This window comes from Enterobacter sp. ECC-249 (assembly GCF_043965265.1).
GTDB classification, from domain to species: Bacteria; Pseudomonadota; Gammaproteobacteria; order Enterobacterales; family Enterobacteriaceae; genus Enterobacter; species Enterobacter quasiroggenkampii.
In genome coordinates this window covers 1,490,654-1,510,704 of sequence record NZ_CP143660.1, presented here as the reverse complement: position 1 = coordinate 1,510,704, position 20,051 = coordinate 1,490,654, and the positions used below count along the sequence as shown (strand labels likewise).

The 20,051-nt window shown below is 58.6% G+C and carries 15 protein-coding genes; 3 read left to right on the top strand and 12 right to left on the bottom strand.

The features are described from left to right. Positions 1–8: 8 nt before the first annotated feature. The 7 genes from V1587_RS07200 to phoB all read right to left on the bottom strand — a co-directional run bounded on the left by V1587_RS07200 (position 9) and on the right by phoB (position 11,264). A complete protein-coding gene (locus V1587_RS07200) occupies positions 9–1,394 on the bottom strand; it encodes a DUF3999 domain-containing protein (protein ID WP_371898743.1) in 1,386 nt (461 codons plus the stop codon). Further along, on the bottom strand, positions 1,391–4,006 hold the full coding sequence (locus V1587_RS07195) for a DUF2339 domain-containing protein (RefSeq protein ID WP_371898742.1): 2,616 nt from the start codon (positions 4,004–4,006) through the stop codon (positions 1,391–1,393). The genes V1587_RS07200 and V1587_RS07195 overlap by 4 nt, the downstream gene beginning before the upstream one ends. Before the next feature lie 88 nt (positions 4,007–4,094). Continuing rightward, complete coding sequence (gene malZ, locus V1587_RS07190) at positions 4,095–5,912, bottom strand: maltodextrin glucosidase (RefSeq protein ID WP_371898741.1); 1,818 nt, start codon at positions 5,910–5,912, stop codon at positions 4,095–4,097. Positions 5,913–6,074: 162 nt separating this feature from the next. Next, complete coding sequence (proY, locus tag V1587_RS07185) at positions 6,075–7,448, bottom strand: proline-specific permease ProY (RefSeq protein ID WP_008503261.1); 1,374 nt, start codon at positions 7,446–7,448, stop codon at positions 6,075–6,077. Positions 7,449–7,528: 80 nt separating this feature from the next. Further along, entirely contained in the window at positions 7,529–8,848 is a 1,320-nt protein-coding gene (brnQ, locus tag V1587_RS07180) for a branched-chain amino acid transporter carrier protein BrnQ (RefSeq protein ID WP_371898740.1), read from the bottom strand. 409 nt (positions 8,849–9,257) lie between these two features. Then, on the bottom strand, positions 9,258–10,553 hold the full coding sequence (gene phoR, locus V1587_RS07175; protein ID WP_045400639.1) for a phosphate regulon sensor histidine kinase PhoR: 1,296 nt from the start codon (positions 10,551–10,553) through the stop codon (positions 9,258–9,260). A gap of 21 nt (positions 10,554–10,574) precedes the next feature. Next, complete coding sequence (gene phoB / locus V1587_RS07170; protein WP_008503265.1) at positions 10,575–11,264, bottom strand: phosphate response regulator transcription factor PhoB; 690 nt, start codon at positions 11,262–11,264, stop codon at positions 10,575–10,577. Positions 11,265–11,451: 187 nt separating this feature from the next. Between phoB and sbcD the strand changes: the two genes are divergently transcribed. Continuing rightward, complete coding sequence (gene sbcD, locus V1587_RS07165; protein ID WP_371898739.1) at positions 11,452–12,657, top strand: exonuclease subunit SbcD; 1,206 nt, start codon at positions 11,452–11,454, stop codon at positions 12,655–12,657. Next, positions 12,654–15,785 carry an exonuclease subunit SbcC gene (gene sbcC / locus V1587_RS07160; RefSeq protein ID WP_371898738.1) on the top strand — a complete coding sequence of 1,044 codons (3,132 nt, stop codon included), beginning with the start codon at positions 12,654–12,656 and terminating at the stop codon, positions 15,783–15,785. The genes sbcD and sbcC overlap by 4 nt, the downstream gene beginning before the upstream one ends. A 97-nt stretch (positions 15,786–15,882) precedes the next feature. On the opposite strand, the gene mak is transcribed toward sbcC, so the two are convergent. Further along, positions 15,883–16,794 (bottom strand): fructokinase, encoded by a 912-nt coding sequence (mak, locus tag V1587_RS07155; protein ID WP_371898737.1) that lies wholly within the window; start codon positions 16,792–16,794, stop codon positions 15,883–15,885. 123 nt (positions 16,795–16,917) lie between these two features. Here mak and rdgC point away from each other — a divergent pair, with 123 nt between their 5' ends. Further along, positions 16,918–17,832, top strand: coding sequence for a recombination-associated protein RdgC (gene rdgC, locus V1587_RS07150; protein ID WP_028017678.1), 915 nt, complete (start codon positions 16,918–16,920; stop codon positions 17,830–17,832). Positions 17,833–17,880: 48 nt separating this feature from the next. On the opposite strand, the gene ppnP is transcribed toward rdgC, so the two are convergent. The 4 genes from ppnP to aroL form a co-directional block, all read right to left on the bottom strand. Then, positions 17,881–18,168 (bottom strand): pyrimidine/purine nucleoside phosphorylase, encoded by a 288-nt coding sequence (gene ppnP / locus V1587_RS07145; protein ID WP_008503270.1) that lies wholly within the window; start codon positions 18,166–18,168, stop codon positions 17,881–17,883. Positions 18,169–18,239: 71 nt separating this feature from the next. Further along, the gene (locus V1587_RS07140; RefSeq protein WP_008503271.1) at positions 18,240–18,917 is read right to left on the bottom strand and encodes an AroM family protein; all 678 of its coding nucleotides are present in this window, start codon (positions 18,915–18,917) and stop codon (positions 18,240–18,242) included. A gap of 237 nt (positions 18,918–19,154) precedes the next feature. Further along, the gene (gene yaiA / locus V1587_RS07135; protein ID WP_023334675.1) at positions 19,155–19,346 is read right to left on the bottom strand and encodes a protein YaiA; all 192 of its coding nucleotides are present in this window, start codon (positions 19,344–19,346) and stop codon (positions 19,155–19,157) included. 44 nt (positions 19,347–19,390) lie between these two features. Next, positions 19,391–19,915, bottom strand: coding sequence for a shikimate kinase AroL (aroL, locus tag V1587_RS07130; protein WP_371898736.1), 525 nt, complete (start codon positions 19,913–19,915; stop codon positions 19,391–19,393). Between the last annotated feature and the right edge of the window lie 136 nt (positions 19,916–20,051).

Genomic DNA, 20,051 nt, shown 5'->3' with positions numbered 1-20,051 from the left:
GCCTTTTTTTATGCCTTACGCTGCGTTTCCCGCCAGATGCGCCAGGCCATGCCCGCCAGCAGAATCACGCCCGCAATCAGCACGCCCCACACCAGCAGGGCGTTCATCCAGCTCGCCCGATCGGCCGCAGAGGTGGCGGTCAGACGCCCCTCGCCGCCTAACGCAACATCATCCACAATGTCGGCCTGCGGCAGGTTCGCCATATCATAGGTCTTGCGCAGATCGGCTGGGATCAGCATATCAGGCTCCACCTGTGCTGGCTTTGCGGCGCCGTTGCCCCAGGCGAGCAAGTACGGCGCTTTCCCCTGCGCGTTGAACACCAGGTCATAACGGTCGCGATGTCCCGTGACGCCCGGCAGGTATTCTGGCAGACGCGCATTCAGCGTCGTGATTTTTACGGCCTGCACCAGGCCCCCGTTAAGCGAAACCGGTGGCGACGTTTTTCCATCAAGACGGTAAAGAACCTCTTTCTTCAGGGGATGCCAAGCGTCTTTTTCCGTACTCCGCCACGCGATCTCCACGGGAAGGACGCCATCGCCATTCAGTGAGATGCTGACAGCACTCAGCGGCTGCTGGCGCGCCCAGTGCCACTGCGCTTCGCTTGTCGATAGCTGCTCCCCTTTCCCTTCAAGATTGACCGCTTCCGGGGCCGCCTGGGCAGGTGCGCTGATTGCGTTTACGCCGGTCAAGGTTATTCCCTGGCTCTGCGCATTCAGCACCACCATGAGATAGCGATTCGCATCGGGAGATAAAACCGTATCGGTATCGATCCGATCGAGCTTAAGGCGATCCTTACCGCTGGCGACGTCCAGCAGCGGCATATCTTCGCGCAGGGTATACCAGCGCTTAAGATCTTCGCTGTAATAGACCGACGCCGTTCCCTGCCACGGCGTCTGCGGGGTATTCCAGAGCAGCTGCAGCTGGGATATGGCCATCTCCCCCGTAGCCTGCTCCGGCAAGGTCAGCAGATAATGTTGCCCGGCTGCGGCGGCTTTTTGCCCCTCCAGCACAATCTCAACGCCGTTTGCGGAGCGGAGCAGGATCTTATCGCTATCACCGGATCCTCGCGAAGCCGCAAGCGGTGAGGCGTCCAGCGGGAAGAGGCGCAGCGCCGTGGATTGCACTGGCGCCTGCGGACGCGTCGCGCTGACCAGGCTGAAGGGAACCGTCTCGCCCGACTGGTTAAAGACGCGAACATCACGCAGATCCGGCGACGTGCTTTGCTCATAGATGGCGAGCGGCAGCATCATCCGATACCACCGGGAAGGAACGGACGTATCGAGTGAAAGACCAAAGGCATAGTCCCGGGGCGATTCCGTTTGTCCCTCGTCGCAGAACGCCGGGCCGGAAAGCGCCAGCAGCGCGGTACAGGCTACCGCTTTCATCCATTTCATTTCTCATCTCCTGTTTTGGGCGGTAGCGGTGAGAAATACCCCACGATCAGAACCAGTATCGCCACGCCGATAAACGCCACCGCGCGCGACAAACCGCCTCCGCCCGCGCTGTCCACCAGCATCAGTTTAACCATTACCACACCCAGCAGCGCGGCGCCGCAGAGCCACTCCTGCCGGGAAGCCCGACGGGTGGCATGGATCATGACTACCAGCGCGCTCAGCATCCAGAACAGGGCAAAGCTGGTCTGGATAAGCCGCGAATCCCACAGCGATGCCATATTCCAGGCCACGTCGCCGTACCAGGCCAGGGCGCGCATCAGCGCGCCGTTTAGCCACCAGAAGCCAAACGCCATAAGCGCGACGGCAGGCCACGGGCGGGCCTGCAAGAGCCACTCCGGATAGTAACGATCCACTGCCCGATAAAAGACTACCAGCCCCAGCAACGCGAACGCGGCACCTTCCTCAAGCGGGTTCACCAGCGGCAGCCAGGTCTGACGATAGACCACGCCGTCCTGAAAATTGGTCACCACCAGCAATACCAGCAGCGCCACGACTACGGGAATCGGTGCCAGGCAGGCGTAGAGCGCAGGCCACTCCCGGAACGGCCATACGCGACGCCGTACGGCTGTAGAGAGCGCCATAATCACCCCGCCACCTGCTGCCATCGCTAAACCGCTGCCCCAGGCCGCCATTCCCCACGGCAGAGACCGGGCAAACCAGTAAAGCTCGGCGGCCAGCGCCAGTAAAATCATCCAGAACAGCGACAGATGCAGCCCCATCGCGATGCGCGGCAGGAGTCTTTCACCGTCGCGCCGCAGCAGCATCAGCGCGGCAGGAAGCGCAACGCACCAGGCCAGGTTTGACCAGCCGGCGGAAACGATCTGCTGGTGCCAGAGCTGATACCCCACCATCAGCAGCATAACCGGCCAGAGCAGCCATTTGCTGGCATCCAGCTCCCGCCACGCCAGACGAGCGGCCACCTGCCGCCAGCCCCAGGCCGACGCCGCCGTCAGCGCCAGCACGCCCGCCAGAATCGGTAATTCCTTCGTCAATGCCAGCCGCGATGCGCCCAATAGCGCCACGAGCCAGAACAGCAGCCCGCCTGCCAGCAGCGCCCAGCTGACCGGCAGGAAGAGAGTCCGCCACAGCCAGGCCGCAGCCAGCCAGCAAAGGCTGAGGATGGCGAAGATCAGCAGCAGGCTCAGCGACGTAACGCCGTTGGTTTGCGCCCACAGCGCGCTGCCGAGCGCCAGCACCATCAGCGCCGTCCCGCTATAGCTCATCCGCCGCTGCTGCTGCTGCACGCCCAGCCAGAGGATACCCAGCCCCTCCAGCGCCCAGGCCATTGCCGTCCAGCGCGCCGACAGCGCCAGCGGAATGGCGAGCGTGGCAAACCCGCCGCCGATCGCAAGCGCCGCCATGACCAGCGGCCGTCCGAGGGAGGGATAGCGCCGCAGCGCGAGGTACGCGAGGGTGAGATAAAATGCGCCGTAGCCCAGCGCGCTCAGCGCCGGGCCATATTCCCAGTGCCGTGTCATGCCGTACTGCATCCCGAAGCCGATAAGCGGCGGGGCAAACAGCAGCACGCCGTCAATAATCTGCTTCCCTTTCTCCTGCGCCCGCAGCGACAGCGCCACGCTCAGCACGCCGAATATCAGCGTATTGGCAATCAGGAACAGCTGGCAGATCCAATAATCTTCAGGCTGGTAGTCATTCAGCCCCCACAGGCCGCCCACGCCGAAGGTGAACAGCAGCCCAAGCAGATTCAGCTCGCGCCAGTGCTGCCAGATGCTGATAGCGAGAATGCCGATGGACAGCAGGAGATAGAAAGAGAACAGCGCGACAAAGCTGCCGCCCCCGGTAGACAAGAGCAGCGGCGCAAGATAGCCGCCCAGGCTCGCCAGCATGGCAAGGCTCAGCGCCTTCTGCAGCACCGCCAGCCCGACGCTTGCCGCGCAAATCACCACCAGCAGCGCAAAGGCCAGCGTCATCGGCAGCATTTGCCAGAGCCGGAAGGCGCCAAACACCGTCAGGTAGAGCACGCCCGTCGCGCCGCCCTGGAGGATCAGCGCATAGACGCGCTGCCTGTGCCTCAGCCGCCACCCGACTGCCAGCAAAACAATGGCAAACAGCGCGGTTGCCACGAGGCGCAGTTCAAGCGGGAACAGGGAATGCTCGACGGTATAGCGCAGCAGGAATGAAAGACCGAGGAAGAGCAGCAGGATCCCAAGCTTCGCCAGGGGATTACCCTGCATGAACCAGCGCGCCAGCGACGTCAGGATGCCGCCAAAGGCTGAAGGCTGTTTTGCCGCTGGCGCCGGGGCCGGAGCGGGTTCTGCCACCGCAGCGGGAATATCGGGGCGCCAGGGGTCGACAGGCGCGGGGGCGTCCTCTACCACCGGCGCGGTTACAGGCACCGGCGCGGCGGTCTGCACCGGTTCCGGCGCATTCTCGGGTACGCCGCGCTGCTCAAGCGCCTCTATGCGCTGGCGCAGCCGGGCAATCTCCTGCCGCGCTGCCGTACTTCGATTAAACCCGATAACCGCAAGCACGGGCGCAACCAGCAGCGCAAAAACCAGGAATAAACAGCCAAGGATGTAAAGCTCGTCCATGTTTCCACCTTCACCGTAAACGATCCGTTAAGATTGACACAAATCGTTGCATTTGCGCCATCTTAAAAGGTGGAAACATTAACAGGTCTTAACTGCCGAACCAGATCGTCGCGGATACCGCAGGCAGAGCCAGCACGCCGTCCTGTATCGTCGCCTTGCCCTCTTTGCTCTTCCACGCAGCCACCTTAAGCAGCGGTGAATCATCCAGCACCACTTCGCAGGCCTCGCCCCGGTTGATCGCCACCAGCACGCGCTGCTGGTTATAGACGCGAGCAAACACCACCACGTTATCGTGGGCGTACACCACCTGACAGCCGCCGTAGCGCAGGGCGAGACTCTGCTTACGCAGCTTCGCGAGCCGCTGATACAGGCTGAACAGCACCTTGTCCTGCTTCGCTGGCTCCCACGGGAAGGTTTTGCGGCAGAACGGATCGTTGTTGCCGTCCAGCCCCACCTCGTCTCCGTAGTAGATGCACGGTACGCCCGGCCAGGAGAAGAGCCAGATCACCGCCAGCGGCAGACGCGCAACATCCTTGCCGAGCAGGGATTTAAAGCGCGCGGTATCGTGGCTATCGAGCTGGTTAAACATCCGCAGCTGCTGCTGATGCGACAGGCCGGCGCGGTAGTTCTCCATCCACGCCATGCAGGTTTCAGCGTCGATATGATTCGGATCGTAGGAGATATCGGTGTTAGCGAGGAATCCCCACAGCGGGAAGGTAAAGCCGCGATAGTTCATCGCCGCATCTTCCGCATCGTTCTGCAACCACTGGCGCGCGTCGCCAAAGTGCTCGCCAAAGACGAACGCCTCCGGCTGGGCCGCTTTTGCCGAGCGCGTAATCCCGGCGACGTGCTGAAGGTTATTCCGCGCCCCGCCCGCTTCGCCGAGCATGTGCACTACGTCCAGACGCCAGCCGTCCATATTCCACGGCGCCTTCAGCCAGTGGCGCACGATGCTGTCTTCGCCGCCGTAGATTTCATTCACGAGCGTTGGCGACTGGAAATCCAGCTTCGGCAGGCTCGGGTAGCCCAGCCAGTCCAGCGCACGCCCCTCCTCATTAAAGCTATACCAGTCGCGCTGCGGCGAATCCGGGTTATGGCATGCCCCGCCCATCGACTGGTTATGCCGATCAAACCACGCATGCGAATCTCCGCTGTGGTTGAACACGCCGTCCAGAATGAGGCGCATACCTTCGTTTTGGGTGTTCTTACGCAGGCGCAGCAGCGCCTCGTCACCGCCAAACTGCGCGTCAACGTGGCGATAATCTTCGGTATCGTATTTATGTACGCTCGGGGCCTTGAACACCGGGTTGAGATAGAGCGCCGTCACGCCCAGTTTTTTCAGGTACGGCAGCTTTTCGCTGATGCCGTCGAGATCGCCGCCGTAGAAGGTCGATCCGCCCGCCTGCGCCGTGACCGGGTCATCCCACGCTTTCATAATGACGTCGTGACCCGCCGCGTGGTGGTAATAAACCTTATCCTGCTGCTCGGTGCGCTTTTCGCTGCGCGCAAAGCGGTCCGGGAAAATCTGGTAAAAGATCTGATCGTTAACCCACTGCGGGCCGTTATCCGGGTAATCGACCGCAAACTGCTCCAGCCGTGCAGGTGGGAAACGGCTAAACCCCTGCGGGGTAAACCACAGCTGGCGGTTGTTCCACAAAAGCTTAAAGCTGTAGCGGCGGCGCGGCTGTCCGCTACGCAGGTCGATATTCGCCCGCCAGGCGGTGATCCCCGGCTGAGGCTGACTGCGCAGCTTGTGCATTTTCAGCCCGGTTTCTTCGTTATCGATTTCGGCGCGGAGCGTCACGCGTTCAGGCTGATTTTCCCCCGCCAGCCAGAGCGTAATCACAAGGTTGTCTTTGTTTTGCTTAACAAATGGGGCAACCGGAAGGTGCCAGGCGTTTAACATCACGAATCCCCTTTGATGAAATTGACGTCACCTTGCCACAGGGTGGTTAAGGATAGCTCACCATGACGTGATTTATTGGGGGAGGAGGACGGGGGATGAGGCATCAGCGCGGCCTGATGCCCTCACCCTAACCCTCTCCCACGGGGAGAGGGGAAAAGGATGTTACTGCGCTTCCGCCAGCTGACGGTCGCGGCGGCATTTAAACACCCAGCCCACCAGCAGCAGCACAATCCACGCGCAGCCCACGTAGAGCGAAATGCGGGTGTCCGGATGGTAGCCAATCAGGCCAATGATAAACACCAGGAAGATCAGCCCGACGACGGTCGTCGCCACCCCGCCCGGTACTTTGAACTTCAGCGCTTTCGCCTCATCCGGCGACAGGCGACGGCGGAAGGCAATCTGCGACAGCAGGATCATGATCCACACCCATACCGTTGCGAAGGTTGCCAGGGACGCAATCACCAGGAAGACGTTCTCCGGCATGATGTAGTTCAGGTAAACCGAGAACAGCAGCGCAACGGTCATCACCACGACGGTCACCCACGGCGTGCCGCGGCGCGAGGTTTTGGCGAACACCTTCGGCGCACTGCCCTGCTCCGCCATGCCGTGCAGCATACGGCCCACGCCAAAGACGTCACTGTTGATCGCGGAAAGCGACGCGGTAAGCACCACAAAGTTGAGAATGCTGGCCGCAAACGCAATGCCCATATGCTGGAAGGTCAGGACAAACGGGCTACCGTTGGTGCCCACCTGGTTCCACGGGTAGATGGACATAATCACGAACAGCGTACCCACGTAGAACACCAGAATACGCATCGGTACCGAGTTGATGGCGCGCGGAATGGATTTCTCCGGGTCTTTCGCTTCCCCGGCGGTGATACCGATAATCTCGATACCGCCGTAGGCGAACATCACCATCTGTAGCGACATGACCATCCCGAGCCAGCCGTTGCTGAAGAAGCCGCCGTTGCTCCAGAGGTTGTGGATCCCGGTCGGCTGCCCGCCGTTGCCAATCCCCCAGATGATGATGCCGAAACCGGCCACAATCATGATGATGATGGTCGCGACCTTAAAGAAGGAGAACCAGAACTCCAGTTCGCCGAACACCTTCACGCTCATCAGGTTGACGGCGCAAATGATCAGCACCACGCTCAGCACCCAAATCCAGTGCGGCACCGCCGGGAACCAGACGCCCATATAAATGCCAAACGCCGTCACGTCGGCAATCGCCACAATCAGGATTTCGAAGCAGTAGGTCCAGCCGGTGATAAATCCGGCCAGCGGGCCGAGGTTTTCCTGCGCGTAGCGGGAGAAGGAGCTGGCAGACGGATTGTGAACCGACATTTCGCCGAGGGCGCGCATGATGATATACGCCGCCACGCCGCCGATGATGTACGCCAGCAGCACGCTGGGACCGGCCATTTTGATGGCATCTGCCGAGCCATAAAAAAGACCGGTGCCGATAGCCGAGCCCAGCGCCATAAAGCGGATGTGGCGCGTGCTCAATCCACGTTTAAGTTTGTTAGTGCTTTCCATTTAAATCTTGCCATTCAACACGAAAAAACAAAAAACCACGGGGCCTTAAGCCCCGTGGTTAAACAGTTTGTTGCCGTTGATTAATGGGCGTTCGATGCGACCTGACGCCCTGCAGCACGGTCCCAGATAATCGCCAGAACCAGCGCAACAACGGTAGGCATCAGCCAGGCCAGACCCTGCTCGGACAGCGGCAGACGCTGTGTCCAGGCTGGCAGAACTTCAGCGAACGCTGATGCTTTAATCCCGTCAAGGATACCAAAAATCAGGCTGATAAACATGGCTGGCGCAATAATTCGTGAGGAGTTGTTCCACCACGGGCGGGTGAAGCTCAGCACAACCAGCACGATGCACGGCGGATAAATCGCCGTCAGTACCGGAATAGAGACCTGAATCAGGTGGCTCAGACCGAGGTTGGATACCGCCATGGAGAAGATACCAAGGATAAACACCAGGGTGCGGTAAGAGAGCGGCAGATACTGCGCAAAGAACTCTGCGCAGGCGCAGGTCAGGCCAACGGCGGTAACCAGACAGGCCAGGAAGATCAGCGCCGCCAGCAGCATACTGCCCGCACCGCCGAAGGTGTGCTGAACGTAGGCGTGCAGGATAGCCGCACCGTTGGCGTTCTGATCGACCAGCATGGCGCTATCGGAGCCCAGGCGGAACAGCGCCAGATACAGCAGCGTCAGACCCACACCGGCCATCAGGCCGGCCCAGATGGTATAGCGGGTCAGCAGACGCGCCTCGGTCACACCGCGGGAACGCGCGGCGTTAACGATCACGATACCAAACACCATCGCGCCCAGCGTATCCATCGTCAGGTAGCCGTTCACGAAGCCGTTAGAAAACGCGGCGTTTTTATAGGCGTCCATCGCGTCGCTAATCGGGCCGGCGGGCCAGACGACAGCCGCTACCGCCAGAACAATCAGCGCCACAATTTTCAGCGGAGCCAGGAAGTTACCCACGGTATCCAGCAGCTTGCCAGGATAGAGGGAAACCAGAATCACGATAGCGAAGTAGATCAGGCTGTAGATGAACAGCGGCATCGCGCCGTCACCGGTCAGGGGAGCAATCCCCACTTCGAAGGAAACGGTCGCGGTACGCGGGGTGGCAAACAGCGGCCCCACGGCCAGATAGCAGACGGTTGCCAGCAGAACGCCTGCCACTTTGCCGATCGGGGAGCTGAGGCTATCCACACCGCCGCCGACTTTCGCCAGCGCGATGACGGTCAGCACCGGCAGACCCACGGCAGTAATCAGGAAACCAAACGCGGCGGTCCAGACGTGTTCACCCGCCTGTAAGCCAACCATTGGAGGGAAAATGATGTTGCCTGCGCCAACGAACAGCGCAAATGTCATAAAGCCCAGCGCGATGATGTCACGCGATTTTAAGTGATGGGTCATAAAACCTTACTGCCTGTGGATGTGGTGTTGAAAACATTGAGATTTTCGTTCTCCCTTACGGGACGATACAGCCGAAAATTTGCTCAATTTCAGCGGGAAATGCTCCCGTCCTGGCGTGGAGAAGAATAGTTTTTCGATTTACCACGCAAATACAGTCGGTCTGACAGTATCTGGGGCGCAATTTAAACGCTTATAACGTTTAAAGGCAAGGTGGGATCGTAAAACCAGAACAATATGCCAGCATGAAAATACGCACCAGCACAATACGCTGTTTATAAGAAAAACCCATGGCTAATCATGCGAACAAAAAATAGCCAGCCGTATAAAATTCATCCGCGTTTCGCTTGACTGCAAAGCAAACGGGCCAGCAATGGCTGACCCGTGGAAAGGTAAAATGACACGCCCGCCGTCAGGCGATCTTTTTGGCAATTAATCGTTCCGGGATAACGAAGCTAAAGCGGGTTCCTTTGCCCAGGGTACTCTGAATATCGAGACGGCTTTCATGGTGATTGACCGCGTGTTTCACAATTGCCAGCCCCAGGCCGCTTCCGCCCGTCTGCCGCGATCGCGCTTTATCCACACGGTAGAAGCGCTCGGTCAGACGCGGAATATGCTCCGGCGCGATCCCCGGCCCGTTGTCCTCCACGCTAAACTCGGCCCCCGTTGGGGCATGGTGCCAGCGCACCACGATATTTGTCCCCTCCGGCGTATGATTTACCGCGTTATACACCAGGTTAGAAATGGCGCTACGCAGCTCATCCTCACTGCCCAGCACCTTCAGCGTGTTGTCAACCTCAAAGGTCAGGTGATGCTTTTTGTGGCTTAACGTCTGCGCTTCACGCTCCACGACCCGCAGCATCATCGGAACATCAATAGTGTCATTCAGCGCGAGCGTTGGCGCCGCTTCAATCTTCGAGAGCGTCAGCAGCTGCTTCACCAGGCCTTCCATCCGGTGCGTTTGCTCGCGCATGGTGTGCAGCGCTTTTTCACGCGGCGCGCCTTCCAGCGTTTGCTCCTGCATCATCTCCAGGTAGCCCTGCAGCACGGTCAACGGGGTTCGCAGTTCGTGGCTGACGTTGGCGAAGAAGTTGCGACGCGCCCCTTCCAGCTGGTGCATCTGGGTAACATCACGCGCCACCATCAGCCACTGCTTATCGCTGTAGGGCATCACGCGGATCTCCAGATGGCGACCATTATTGAGCTTGAGATTGTGCGGGCGTGTGAAGTCACGCTTTTTCAGGTACAGCGTGAACTCGGGATAACGCAGAAGGTTGAGGATATTCTGTCCATTGTCATCCGGCCAGCGCAGGCCCAGCAGCTGCTGCGCCAGGCCGTTACACCAGAAGATCGTCCCTTCTTCGGTCGTCAGAATTACGGCATCCGGCAGCGACTCCGCACCGCTGCGAAAACGCTTAATCAGGCTTCCCAGCTCGCGGCGGCGCTTTTTATTACGCATCTGCATCTGATGCAAACCGTACAGCAGCGGCTCCCAGCTGCCGCTTCCCGGCGGCGGCGTCATGCTTCGGTCAACCCACAGCCACCAGGAGAGGCGCAGCAGGTTCCAGAAATGCCAGATGAGCAGCCCGGTGACCGACGCAAGCAGAAACCACGGCAGGTGTCCAAGAAAGGCCCCCAGAATGAAGGCCGGAATACAGCATAAGATCAGTTCAAAGACGAGCCTTTTCCATGACAGACGTTCCAGCACGCGTCACACTCCTGTCATTGTTCAGAAACGGGTAGAAAAACGATAACCCGTGCCGCGGACCGTCTGCACCATGCGATCGTGGCCGCTCAGTTCCAGTGCTTTTCGCAGGCGGCGGATATGTACGTCAACCGTCCGGTCTTCGACATACACGTTAGTTCCCCAGACGTTATTCAGCAACTGCTCGCGGCTGTATACGCGTTCCGGGTGGGTCATGAAGAAGTGCAGGAGTTTAAATTCGGTAGGCCCCATGTCGAGGGGGTTTTCACCGGTCATCACGCGGTGAGACGTCGGATCAAGGCTCAGCCCCTGCATTTCGATCACCTCTTCCACCGCCATCGGCGAAATACGGCGCATCACGGCTTTGATGCGGGCCACCAGCTCTTTGGGGGAGAACGGTTTGGTAATGTAATCGTCCGCGCCGGTCTCCAGACCGCGCACGCGATCCTCTTCTTCTCCGCGCGCCGTGAGCATCACAACCGGGATGTCGCGGGTCAGCGCCTCACGCTTCAGGTGTTTGATAAACTGCAGTCCGGAGCCGCCGGGCAACATCCAGTCCAGCAGAATCAGATCGGGCCAGGGTTCATTCAGCTGGTTCACTGCGCTGTCATAATCTTCAGCTTCAACCGGCTGGAAGCCATTTTGTTCGAGCACGAAGCACACCATTTCACGAATTGGAGCTTCATCTTCTACGACCAGAATACGTCTCGCCATACTTTGCCCTGTCTTATCTTATTTACGTTACAAGTTTGTAATTCGGCGCCATTATGCGTCAGATTTATGACAGATTTATGAAAAACAGTACCACGTTAACGGGCAAACCGTTGTTTTATTACAGCGGTTATTTTCCCTTCTCTGAACGTTTATAATCCTGCTTTCTCTTTTTTGCCACGGATCAGCTATGCGCATACTTCACACCTCGGACTGGCATCTGGGTCAAAATTTTTACAGCAAAAGCCGTGCGGCTGAACATGAGTCGTTCCTGAACTGGCTGCTGGAAACGGCCCGGACGCACGAGGTGGACGCGATTATCGTGGCGGGTGACATCTTTGATACCGGCTCTCCGCCGAGCTATGCGCGCGAGCTATATAACCGCTTCGTGGTAAATCTGCAGCAAACCGGCTGTCATCTGGTGATTGTCGCCGGCAACCACGATTCCGTCGCGACGCTGAATGAATCCCGCGACATCCTGGCGTTTCTCAATACCACCGTCGTCGCCAGCGCCGGGCACGCCCCGCAAATTCTAAAAAAACGCGACGGGTCGCCGGGGGCGGTGCTGTGTCCGATACCTTTTTTACGGCCGCGCGACATCGTGCAAAGCCAGGCGGGGCTGTCGGGTGCAGAAAAGCAGCAGCATCTCTTGCAGGCCATCACCGACTATTATCACCAGCAGCATGCCGAAGCCTGCACCCTGCGCGGCGACCAGCCGATTCCGGTGATTGCGACCGGGCATCTCACCACCGTCGGGGCCAGTAAAAGTGACGCCGTGCGTGACATCTATATCGGCACGCTGGACGCCTTTCCGGCGCAGAACTTCCCGCCAGCCGACTACATTGCGCTCGGGCATATCCACCGCGCGCAGGTTATTGGCGGCAGCGAGCACATCCGCTACTGTGGCTCCCCCATTTCGCTCAGCTTTGACGAAACGGGCAAAGCCAAATCCGTGCATCTGGTGAGCTTCAGCGAGGGAAAACTCCGCGCCGTCGAGACGCTGGAAGTACCGGTCACCCAGCCGCTGGCGGTGCTAAAGGGCGATCTCGACGCCATTACAGCCCAGCTGGAACAGTGGCGCGGTGTCGAACAAGATCCCCCCGTCTGGCTGGATATCGAAATCACCACCGATGACTACCTGCACGATATGCAGCGCAAAATTCAGGCGCTGACGGAGGATTTGCCCGTCGAAGTCTTACTGGTACGCCGCAGCCGCGAGCAGCGCGAGAAAATGCTGTTAAGCGCTCAACGCGAAACGCTCAGTGAGCTTCGGGTTGAAGAGGTGTTTGAACGCAGGCTCTCGCAGGAGGAAATTGACGACGCGAAGCGCGCAAGACTCAGCGAACTGTTCAGCCATACCCTGCATGCGCTCAATGATGAGGAAGAAAACGCATGAAAATTTTGAGCCTGCGCCTGAAAAACCTCAACTCCCTTAAGGGCGAGTGGAAAATTGACTTTACCGCGGAGCCGTTTGCCAGCAACGGGCTGTTTGCCATCACCGGCGCGACCGGGGCAGGAAAAACTACCCTGCTCGACGCCATCTGTCTGGCGCTTTATCACGAAACGCCGCGACTGCAGAAGGTCTCTCAGGCGCAAAACGACCTGATGACGCGCGACACCGCCGAGTGCCTGGCGGAAGTGGAGTTCGAGGTAAAAGGGACCGCCTATCGCGCCTTCTGGAGCCAGAACCGCGCGCGCAATCAGCCGGACGGAAACCTGCAGGCGCCGCGCGTGGAGCTGGCGCGCTGCGAAGATGGCAAAATCCTGGCCGACAAAGTGTCGGATAAACTGGAGCAAACCGCCGCGCTCACCGGACTGGACTATGGCCGCTTTACCCGCTCAATGCTGCTCTCACAGGGGCAGTTTGCCGCCTTCCTTAACGCCAGGCCGAGCGACCGCGCCGAGCTGCTGGAAGAGCTGACCGGCACCGAGATCTACGGCCAGATTTCCGCCATGGTGTTTGAAAAACACAAAGCCGCCCGCAGCGTGCTTGAAAAGTACGAGGCACAGGCGGCGGGCGTCGTGCTGTTGAGTGAAGAGCAACAGCAGCAGTTACAGCAAAGTTTGCAGGCACTTACTGACGAAGAGAAAACCCTGCTGGTTCAGCAGCAAAGCCAGCAGAAAGATTTTCAGTGGCTTACGCGTCATGATGAGCTCGTGCGCGAGCAACAGCGCGTCACCGCGATGCAGCAGCAGGCGCAACAGGCGCTGACGAACGCTGCGCCAGAGCTGGCTAAGCTCCAGCTTGCTCTCCCCGCCGCCCAGCTTCGGCCGCTTTGGGATCATCAGCAGGAGCAAACCGCGCGCCTGACGCAAACCCAGCAGCGAATTATCGAAGTAAATACTCGCTTACAAGCCAAAACCGCGCTGCGCGCACGGATTCGTCATACCGCCCAGCGTAATAATGAGCAGCTTCAAACCGAGCTGACGGCGCTGGCGCAGTGGATGGCGCAGCACGAGCGCTATCGCCTGCTGGGGCAAGAAATTGCCGGCTGGCGCGCCCAGTTATCGCAGCTTAACCGCGACAAAACGCAGTTAGCCACGCTTGCTGCACGGATGAGCGAATTACGCAACAGGCTGGCCGGGATGCCGGAAAATGCGCTGACCCTGACGGCGGATGAGGTTAGCGCGGCCATGGAGCAGCAGACTCGGTCACGCCCGCTGCGCCAGCAGCTAACCTCGCTGCATGCCCGCTATCAGCCGCTGCAAAAGCGCCTGCGCCAGAGCGGTGAAAGCGTGCAGAAGGCCCAGGCCGAACAAAATAAGCTCAATGAAACGCTGGCCCTGCGCCGCCAGCAGTACAAAGAGAAACACCAGCATTATCTGGATCTGAAGGCCCTTTGCGAACGCGAAGCGACGATAAAAGGCCTGGAAAGCTATCGTTCGCAGCTTGAGGCGGGCAAACCCTGTCCACTGTGCGGTTCCTGCGAGCATCCCGCCGTTGAGCAATACCAGTCTCTCGAGCTGACGGATAACCAGCGCCGCCGTGATGCCCTGGAAAAAGAGGTCGCCGCGCTTAAAGAGGAAGGCCTGCTGGTGCTGGGGCAGGTCAATGCCCTGAGTCAGCAGATCCAGCGCGAGACAGACGAAGTTCAGACGCTCTATCAGGAAGAGCAAGCACTCACTAAAGAGTGGATGGAGGCCTGTGCTTCCCTGAATATAGCGTTGAATATTCAGGACGATATCTCGCCATGGCTGAACGAACAGGAACATTACGAGCGCCAGCTTTATCAGCTCAGCCAGCGGCTGACCCTTCAAAACCAGCTGAACGAACAGGAAGCGCAGGAGCGGCAGTATCAGCAGCAGCTGGCGGCCACGCGCCAGGCGCTGGAATATGCCCTGCTCGCGCTCTCACTTAACGCACCTGAAGAGGGTCAGGAAGCCGCCTGGCTTCAGGCCCGTGAAGCGGAATTCGCGCTGTGGCAGGAAACGCAAACGCAGCACGGCGTGCTTCTGGAACGCATAAACGCCCTGAAGCCGCTGCTCGACGCGCTTCCGGCAACGAACAGCGAAGAAGCCGAACCGGTTATCCCTGAAAACTGGCGCGACGTCCACGACGAATGCCTGTCGCTGCAGAGCCAGCTCACCGCGCAGCATCAGCAGGAAAAGCTGGAGCAAGAGCGCCTGCAGCAGTCGGAGACGCAGTTCACCGCGGCGCTCTCGGCGAGCTGCTTTGCCGATCGGGACGCGTTCCTTGCCGCGCTGCTGGATGACGAAGCCATTCGCCACCTCGAACAGCTGAAACAGTCGCTGGAAAACCAGATACAGCAGGCCGCGGCTCTATGCGGGCAAGCGAACCAACAGCTGCAGTCTCATCTGGCGCTGCGTCCGGAAGGGTTAAATGCAGATGCTCCCACGCTGCAAAGCCAGCTGCAGCAGCTGGCGCAACGGCTGCGCGAGAACACCACGCATCAGGGCGAGATCCGTCAGCAGCTTAAGCAGGACAGCGATAACCGCCAGCACCAGCTGGCGTTGATGCAGCAAATTGAAGAGGCCGCGCGCCAGGCGGACGACTGGGGTTACCTGAACGCGCTGATCGGCTCAAGCACCGGCGACAAGTTCCGTAAGTTCGCCCAGGGGCTGACGCTGGACAATCTTGTCTGGCTTGCTAACCAGCAGCTTAACCGTCTGCACGGGCGTTATTTATTGCAGCGCAAGGCCAGCGACGCGCTGGAGCTGGAAGTGGTGGATACGTGGCAGGCGGATGCGGTCCGCGATACGCGCACCCTCTCCGGCGGCGAGAGCTTCCTGGTCAGCCTGGCGCTGGCGCTGGCGCTTTCCGATCTGGTGAGTCATAAAACGCGGATCGATTCCCTGTTCCTGGATGAAGGGTTCGGCACGCTCGACAGTGAAACGCTGGATACCGCGCTGGATGCGCTCGACGCGCTGAACGCCACCGGGAAAACCATCGGCGTGATCAGCCACGTAGAGGCGATGAAAGAGCGCATCCCGGTGCAGATCAAAGTGAAGAAGATTAACGGGCTGGGGTATAGCAAGCTGGACAGGGAATTTGCTGTGCAGTAAAGGTCCACTCCATCTGTAGGCCGGGTAAGGCGTAGCCGCCACCCGGCTTTTTTTTGCAGCTGCCTGAATTCGCCCGGTGGCGCTTCGCTTACCGGGCCTACGAATTTACTGGCCATAACCACGCCGCGCCGCGCACGCCGCTGGAGTCCCCGTGCAGCGCTTTGCGGATCGGGGTTTCACACTCGCCGCCGAAGACCCACTGCTTTACCAGGTTCGGCACCGTGGCGTAAAGCCGATCGACGTTGCTCATGCCGCCACCCAGCACTATCACGTCAGGATCGAGAATATTCACCACGTGGGCCAGCGATTTCGCCAGCCGCATTTCGTAGCGGCTCAGGGCCAGCTCCGCCACCGGGTCCTGCTCTTCGACGAGACGCATGATCTCATTTCCCTTGAGCGGCTGGCCGCTCAGACGGTGGTAGTCGGTCGCAAAACCGGTACCGGAGATAAACGTCTCAATACAGCCCTGTTTTCCGCAGTAGCACGGCACTTCGGTGCGGTATTTAAGCTCGTCTTCATCCATCCACGGCAGCGGGTTGTGTCCCCACTCGCCCGCCGTGCCGTTGCCGCCAATATGGGCGCGCCCGCCGAACGCCACCCCCGCGCCGCAGCCGGTACCGATGATCACCGCAAACACGGTCTGGGCACCGGCCGCCGCGCCGTCAATGGCCTCAGAGACCGCCAGGCAGTTGGCGTCGTTGGCCAGACGCACGTCCCGGTTCAGGCGCGCGCTTAAGTCTTTATCAAACGGCTGGCCGTTGAGCCAGGTGGAGTTAGCATTTTTAACCACGCCGGTATACGGCGAGATCGACCCCGGGATCCCCATCCCGACGCTGCCGGTTTGCCCGGTCGCCTGCTCTGCCATCTCAACCAGCCTGGCAATCGTCTCGATAGTCTGGTGATAATCATCGCGCGGCGTAGGCAGACGGTGGCGAAACAGCTGCTCCCCCTGCTCGCTCAGTGCGATAACTTCTGTTTTGGTGCCGCCCAAATCGATCCCAATACGCACAAGACTCTCCTCATTATTTTGATTATCAACAGAGTAGAAGCACGCTTCCCGATTAGCAATGCAAGCGATGCGACAATTCGTTATCATGCCCGCTGATTTAACGACAAGGCCGTGGAAATTATCATGCTGTGGTTCAAAAATTTGATGGTTTACCGTCTCAGCCGCGACGTTTCGCTGCGTGCAGAAGAGATGGAAAAACAGTTAGCCGCTTATACCTTTTCCCCTTGCGGTAGCCAGGATATGGCGAAAACCGGTTGGGTTCCGCCAATGGGTTCACAAAGCGATGCACTGACCCACGCCAGCAGCACGGGTCAAATCATCGTCTGCGCCCGTAAAGAAGAGAAGATTCTGCCCACGCCGGTGGTTAAGCAGGCGCTCGAAGCAAAAATTTTCAAGCTGGAAGCCGAGCAGGGCCGCAAGCTGAAAAAGACCGAAAAAGATTCGCTGAAGGATGAAGTGCTGCACTCCCTGCTGCCGCGCGCCTTTAGCCGCTTCAGCCAGACCATGATGTGGATCGACACCGTTAACGGGCTGATCATGGTGGACTGCGCCAGCGCCAAGAAAGCAGAAGACACGCTGGCCCTGCTGCGTAAAAGCATCGGATCTTTACCGGTCGTTCCGCTGGCGCTGGAAACGCCAATTGAGTTAACGCTCACCGAATGGGTACGCAGCGGTGCTGCGGCTCAGGGTTTCCAGATCCTTGATGAAGCCGAGCTAAAAGCCCTGCTGGAAGATGGCGGTGTGATCCGCGCGAAAAAGCAGGATCTGGTGAGCGACGAGATCGCCGTACACATTGAAGCGGGCAAAGTCGTGACCAAGCTGGCACTCGACTGGCAGCAGCGCATTCAGTTCATGATGTGCGACGACGGCTCCGTGAAGCGTCTGAAGTTCTGCGACGAGCTGCGCGATCAGAACGAAGATATCGACAGGGAAGATTACGCCCAGCGTTTTGACGCGGACTTTATCCTGATGACCGGCGAGCTGGCTGCGTTGATTCAGAATCTGGTGGAAGGTCTCGGCGGCGAAGCGCAGAGATAACAGGCAAAACTTAGGCCGGGTAAGCATTAGCACCACCCGGCTTATTTTTTATTTCAGATAGCGGCACAGATAAGAGGTAGGTTCAGCGACCTGCAAATGAAACTCGCTGTGGCCAGGGACGTTGAAAACTTGCCCGGCAGCGTAAACTTTCCATTCCGTTTCACCCGGCAGTAAGACGTTCAGCGCACCGCTGACCACCGTCATTTCTTCCGCTTCCGCCGTGCCAAAGGTGTATTCGCCTTCCGCCATAACGCCGACACTGGCGCGGCCAGTGCTGCTGCTGGTAAAACCAATGGATTTCACTTTACCGGAAAAGTATTCGTTACTCTGAAGCATGAACTGGCCCTTATATTTTTAGATAAAAATTCACTATAGGGGCCATGCTCATCACCTGTCACGCAAAATCATTACATGAGGAGTTCCGAGGCCAGGCGAGCCATCAGAACGTTGGATAACAGTACGGGCACATCCAGCGCTTTTTGCAGCAAATCACGATGATGCTGATGGAAACCCAGGCAGTCCAGGATCAGGACATCTGCCCCTCTCTCCAGCAGTTCCTTCCCGGCAGCAATGAGCTTGGCCTCGCTGTCCCAGAACGGATTTGCCAGCGCATACAAGGGCACTTTTTCCAGCACGTGCCATTTTGCTTCCTGGTTATCCATGAGTTCCTCGATGGGGACAATCACCCCCACCTGATGACCATCGACGATGGAGGCCACCAGCGGTGGAATGATGCGCATCGGTTCCAGCAAAATCGCATTGCGCGCCGTGAGCCCCTTAATGGGGGCCGTGCTCATCAGCAAAATAACGTCATAACCTTGATTATCGAGCACTTCTATCACGCCCTGCAGCGAGCGCTCGATTTTCTGGCGTGAAACGTGCGCCAGTTTACCGTCACTTAATAACGTCGCCAGGGGATCCTCCCCCGCCTCGACAGCGTAGTCCTCCATGACCTCTTCCCGACTCATCTTCCCCAGCAGGCTCAGATGCGTTATCTGTTGTTCAGATACATGCTCGGTTAAGAGCGGTAACACTTCGCTTACAGGGACCACACCAATGGTGAGGATCGCCAACGTTGCCTTCATCTTTATCGCCTTCCATTACTCCAACATCGTGCACACAGGTACAGGCTCACTACGCTGCACAGTTCATTTTTTCAACAAAACAGCACCAAGCGTAGCAGGTGATCCCGTCATCGAAATGTAAAGATCGCCTGCCGATACCGGAGTTACTTGTAATAACTAAATATTAACTCCTGCTTAACTTTCACGATGAGTAAAAAGTGTGATTCAGGCACGATCCTGGAGCGTTTAGGAAAACATTCAGGTTATGTCGGGATCTTCGTAGCGCCGTTTCGCATCCAGCGCTTCCTGCTCAGTCTCGTGTTCACTGATCAGCGAGTCCGGTTTTGGGTGATCCGCACGCAGTTGATACCAGGTCACGGTATGACCCGTATGGCCTTTTTCAACGGTAACAATGCGCGCTTCACGCGGATAGGGAGGTCTGGTTGGCATAGCTCATCCTTTTTTTATGTCTGAGCTATAAGTATAGACGCCGCTTAGCTGGCACAAGCCAAACGCAGGGCGGTAATAATCTGAATCACAACGTCTTCGGGAGAGGCAGACGCATCCACCACGTGGTGAGCCCCTTCGCGGTATAGCGCATCGCGTTCCGCCAGCACTTCACTCACCTCTTCGTTGAGTGGCCTGGAGGTCAGCGCAGGGCGTTGCCCCTCTTCCGGAAAAGCTTCCAGACGCCCTACCAGAGCCGACACCGGCGCGCTGAGGTAAATCACAATACCCTTTTCGCGCATAAAGTGACGATTACACTCCGCCAGAACAATGCCCCCACCGGTCGCGATCACGGCAGACGGGGTGGTGACCGCTTTCAGCGCGGCGGTTTCGCGCGCGCGAAAGCTTTCCCATCCCTCTTGCTCAACAATCTCAGCGATGGTTTTTCCGGCCTCGGTTTGCAGCCAGTGGTCGGTATCCACAAACTGGCGATGACACACGCGTGCCAGCTCCAGGCCAACGGTGGTTTTCCCACAGCCGCGGGGGCCAACTAAAAAGATGGGTTGGGTCATAGCCAGGTGTTCCCCTTGATGCCGGATGGCTGAAGAGTGTAAAGAAATAATTGCAGAAGATGTTGCGATTACTTTACTGCAAAGCGGTACGGGATGACAACCCTGTGGAGGCCACACTGTACCACAAATTGACAAT

Excerpts from the sequence above, each read along its gene's own strand:
- V1587_RS07200 (WP_371898743.1), bottom strand. The coding sequence starts at position 1,394 with ATGAAATGGATGAAAGCGGTAGCCTGTACCGCGCTGCTGGCGCTTTCC.
- V1587_RS07195 (WP_371898742.1), bottom strand. The coding sequence starts at position 4,006 with ATGGACGAGCTTTACATCCTTGGCTGTTTATTCCTGGTTTTTGCGCTG.
- malZ (WP_371898741.1), bottom strand. The coding sequence starts at position 5,912 with ATGTTAAACGCCTGGCACCTTCCGGTTGCCCCATTTGTTAAGCAAAAC.
- proY (WP_008503261.1), bottom strand. The coding sequence starts at position 7,448 with ATGGAAAGCACTAACAAACTTAAACGTGGATTGAGCACGCGCCACATC.
- brnQ (WP_371898740.1), bottom strand. The coding sequence starts at position 8,848 with ATGACCCATCACTTAAAATCGCGTGACATCATCGCGCTGGGCTTTATG.
- phoB (WP_008503265.1), bottom strand. The coding sequence starts at position 11,264 with ATGGCGAGACGTATTCTGGTCGTAGAAGATGAAGCTCCAATTCGTGAA.
- sbcD (WP_371898739.1), top strand. The coding sequence starts at position 11,452 with ATGCGCATACTTCACACCTCGGACTGGCATCTGGGTCAAAATTTTTAC.
- sbcC (WP_371898738.1), top strand. The coding sequence starts at position 12,654 with ATGAAAATTTTGAGCCTGCGCCTGAAAAACCTCAACTCCCTTAAGGGC.
- rdgC (WP_028017678.1), top strand. The coding sequence starts at position 16,918 with ATGCTGTGGTTCAAAAATTTGATGGTTTACCGTCTCAGCCGCGACGTT.
- ppnP (WP_008503270.1), bottom strand. The coding sequence starts at position 18,168 with ATGCTTCAGAGTAACGAATACTTTTCCGGTAAAGTGAAATCCATTGGT.
- V1587_RS07140 (WP_008503271.1), bottom strand. The coding sequence starts at position 18,917 with ATGAAGGCAACGTTGGCGATCCTCACCATTGGTGTGGTCCCTGTAAGC.
- yaiA (WP_023334675.1), bottom strand. The coding sequence starts at position 19,346 with ATGCCAACCAGACCTCCCTATCCGCGTGAAGCGCGCATTGTTACCGTT.
- aroL (WP_371898736.1), bottom strand. The coding sequence starts at position 19,915 with ATGACCCAACCCATCTTTTTAGTTGGCCCCCGCGGCTGTGGGAAAACC.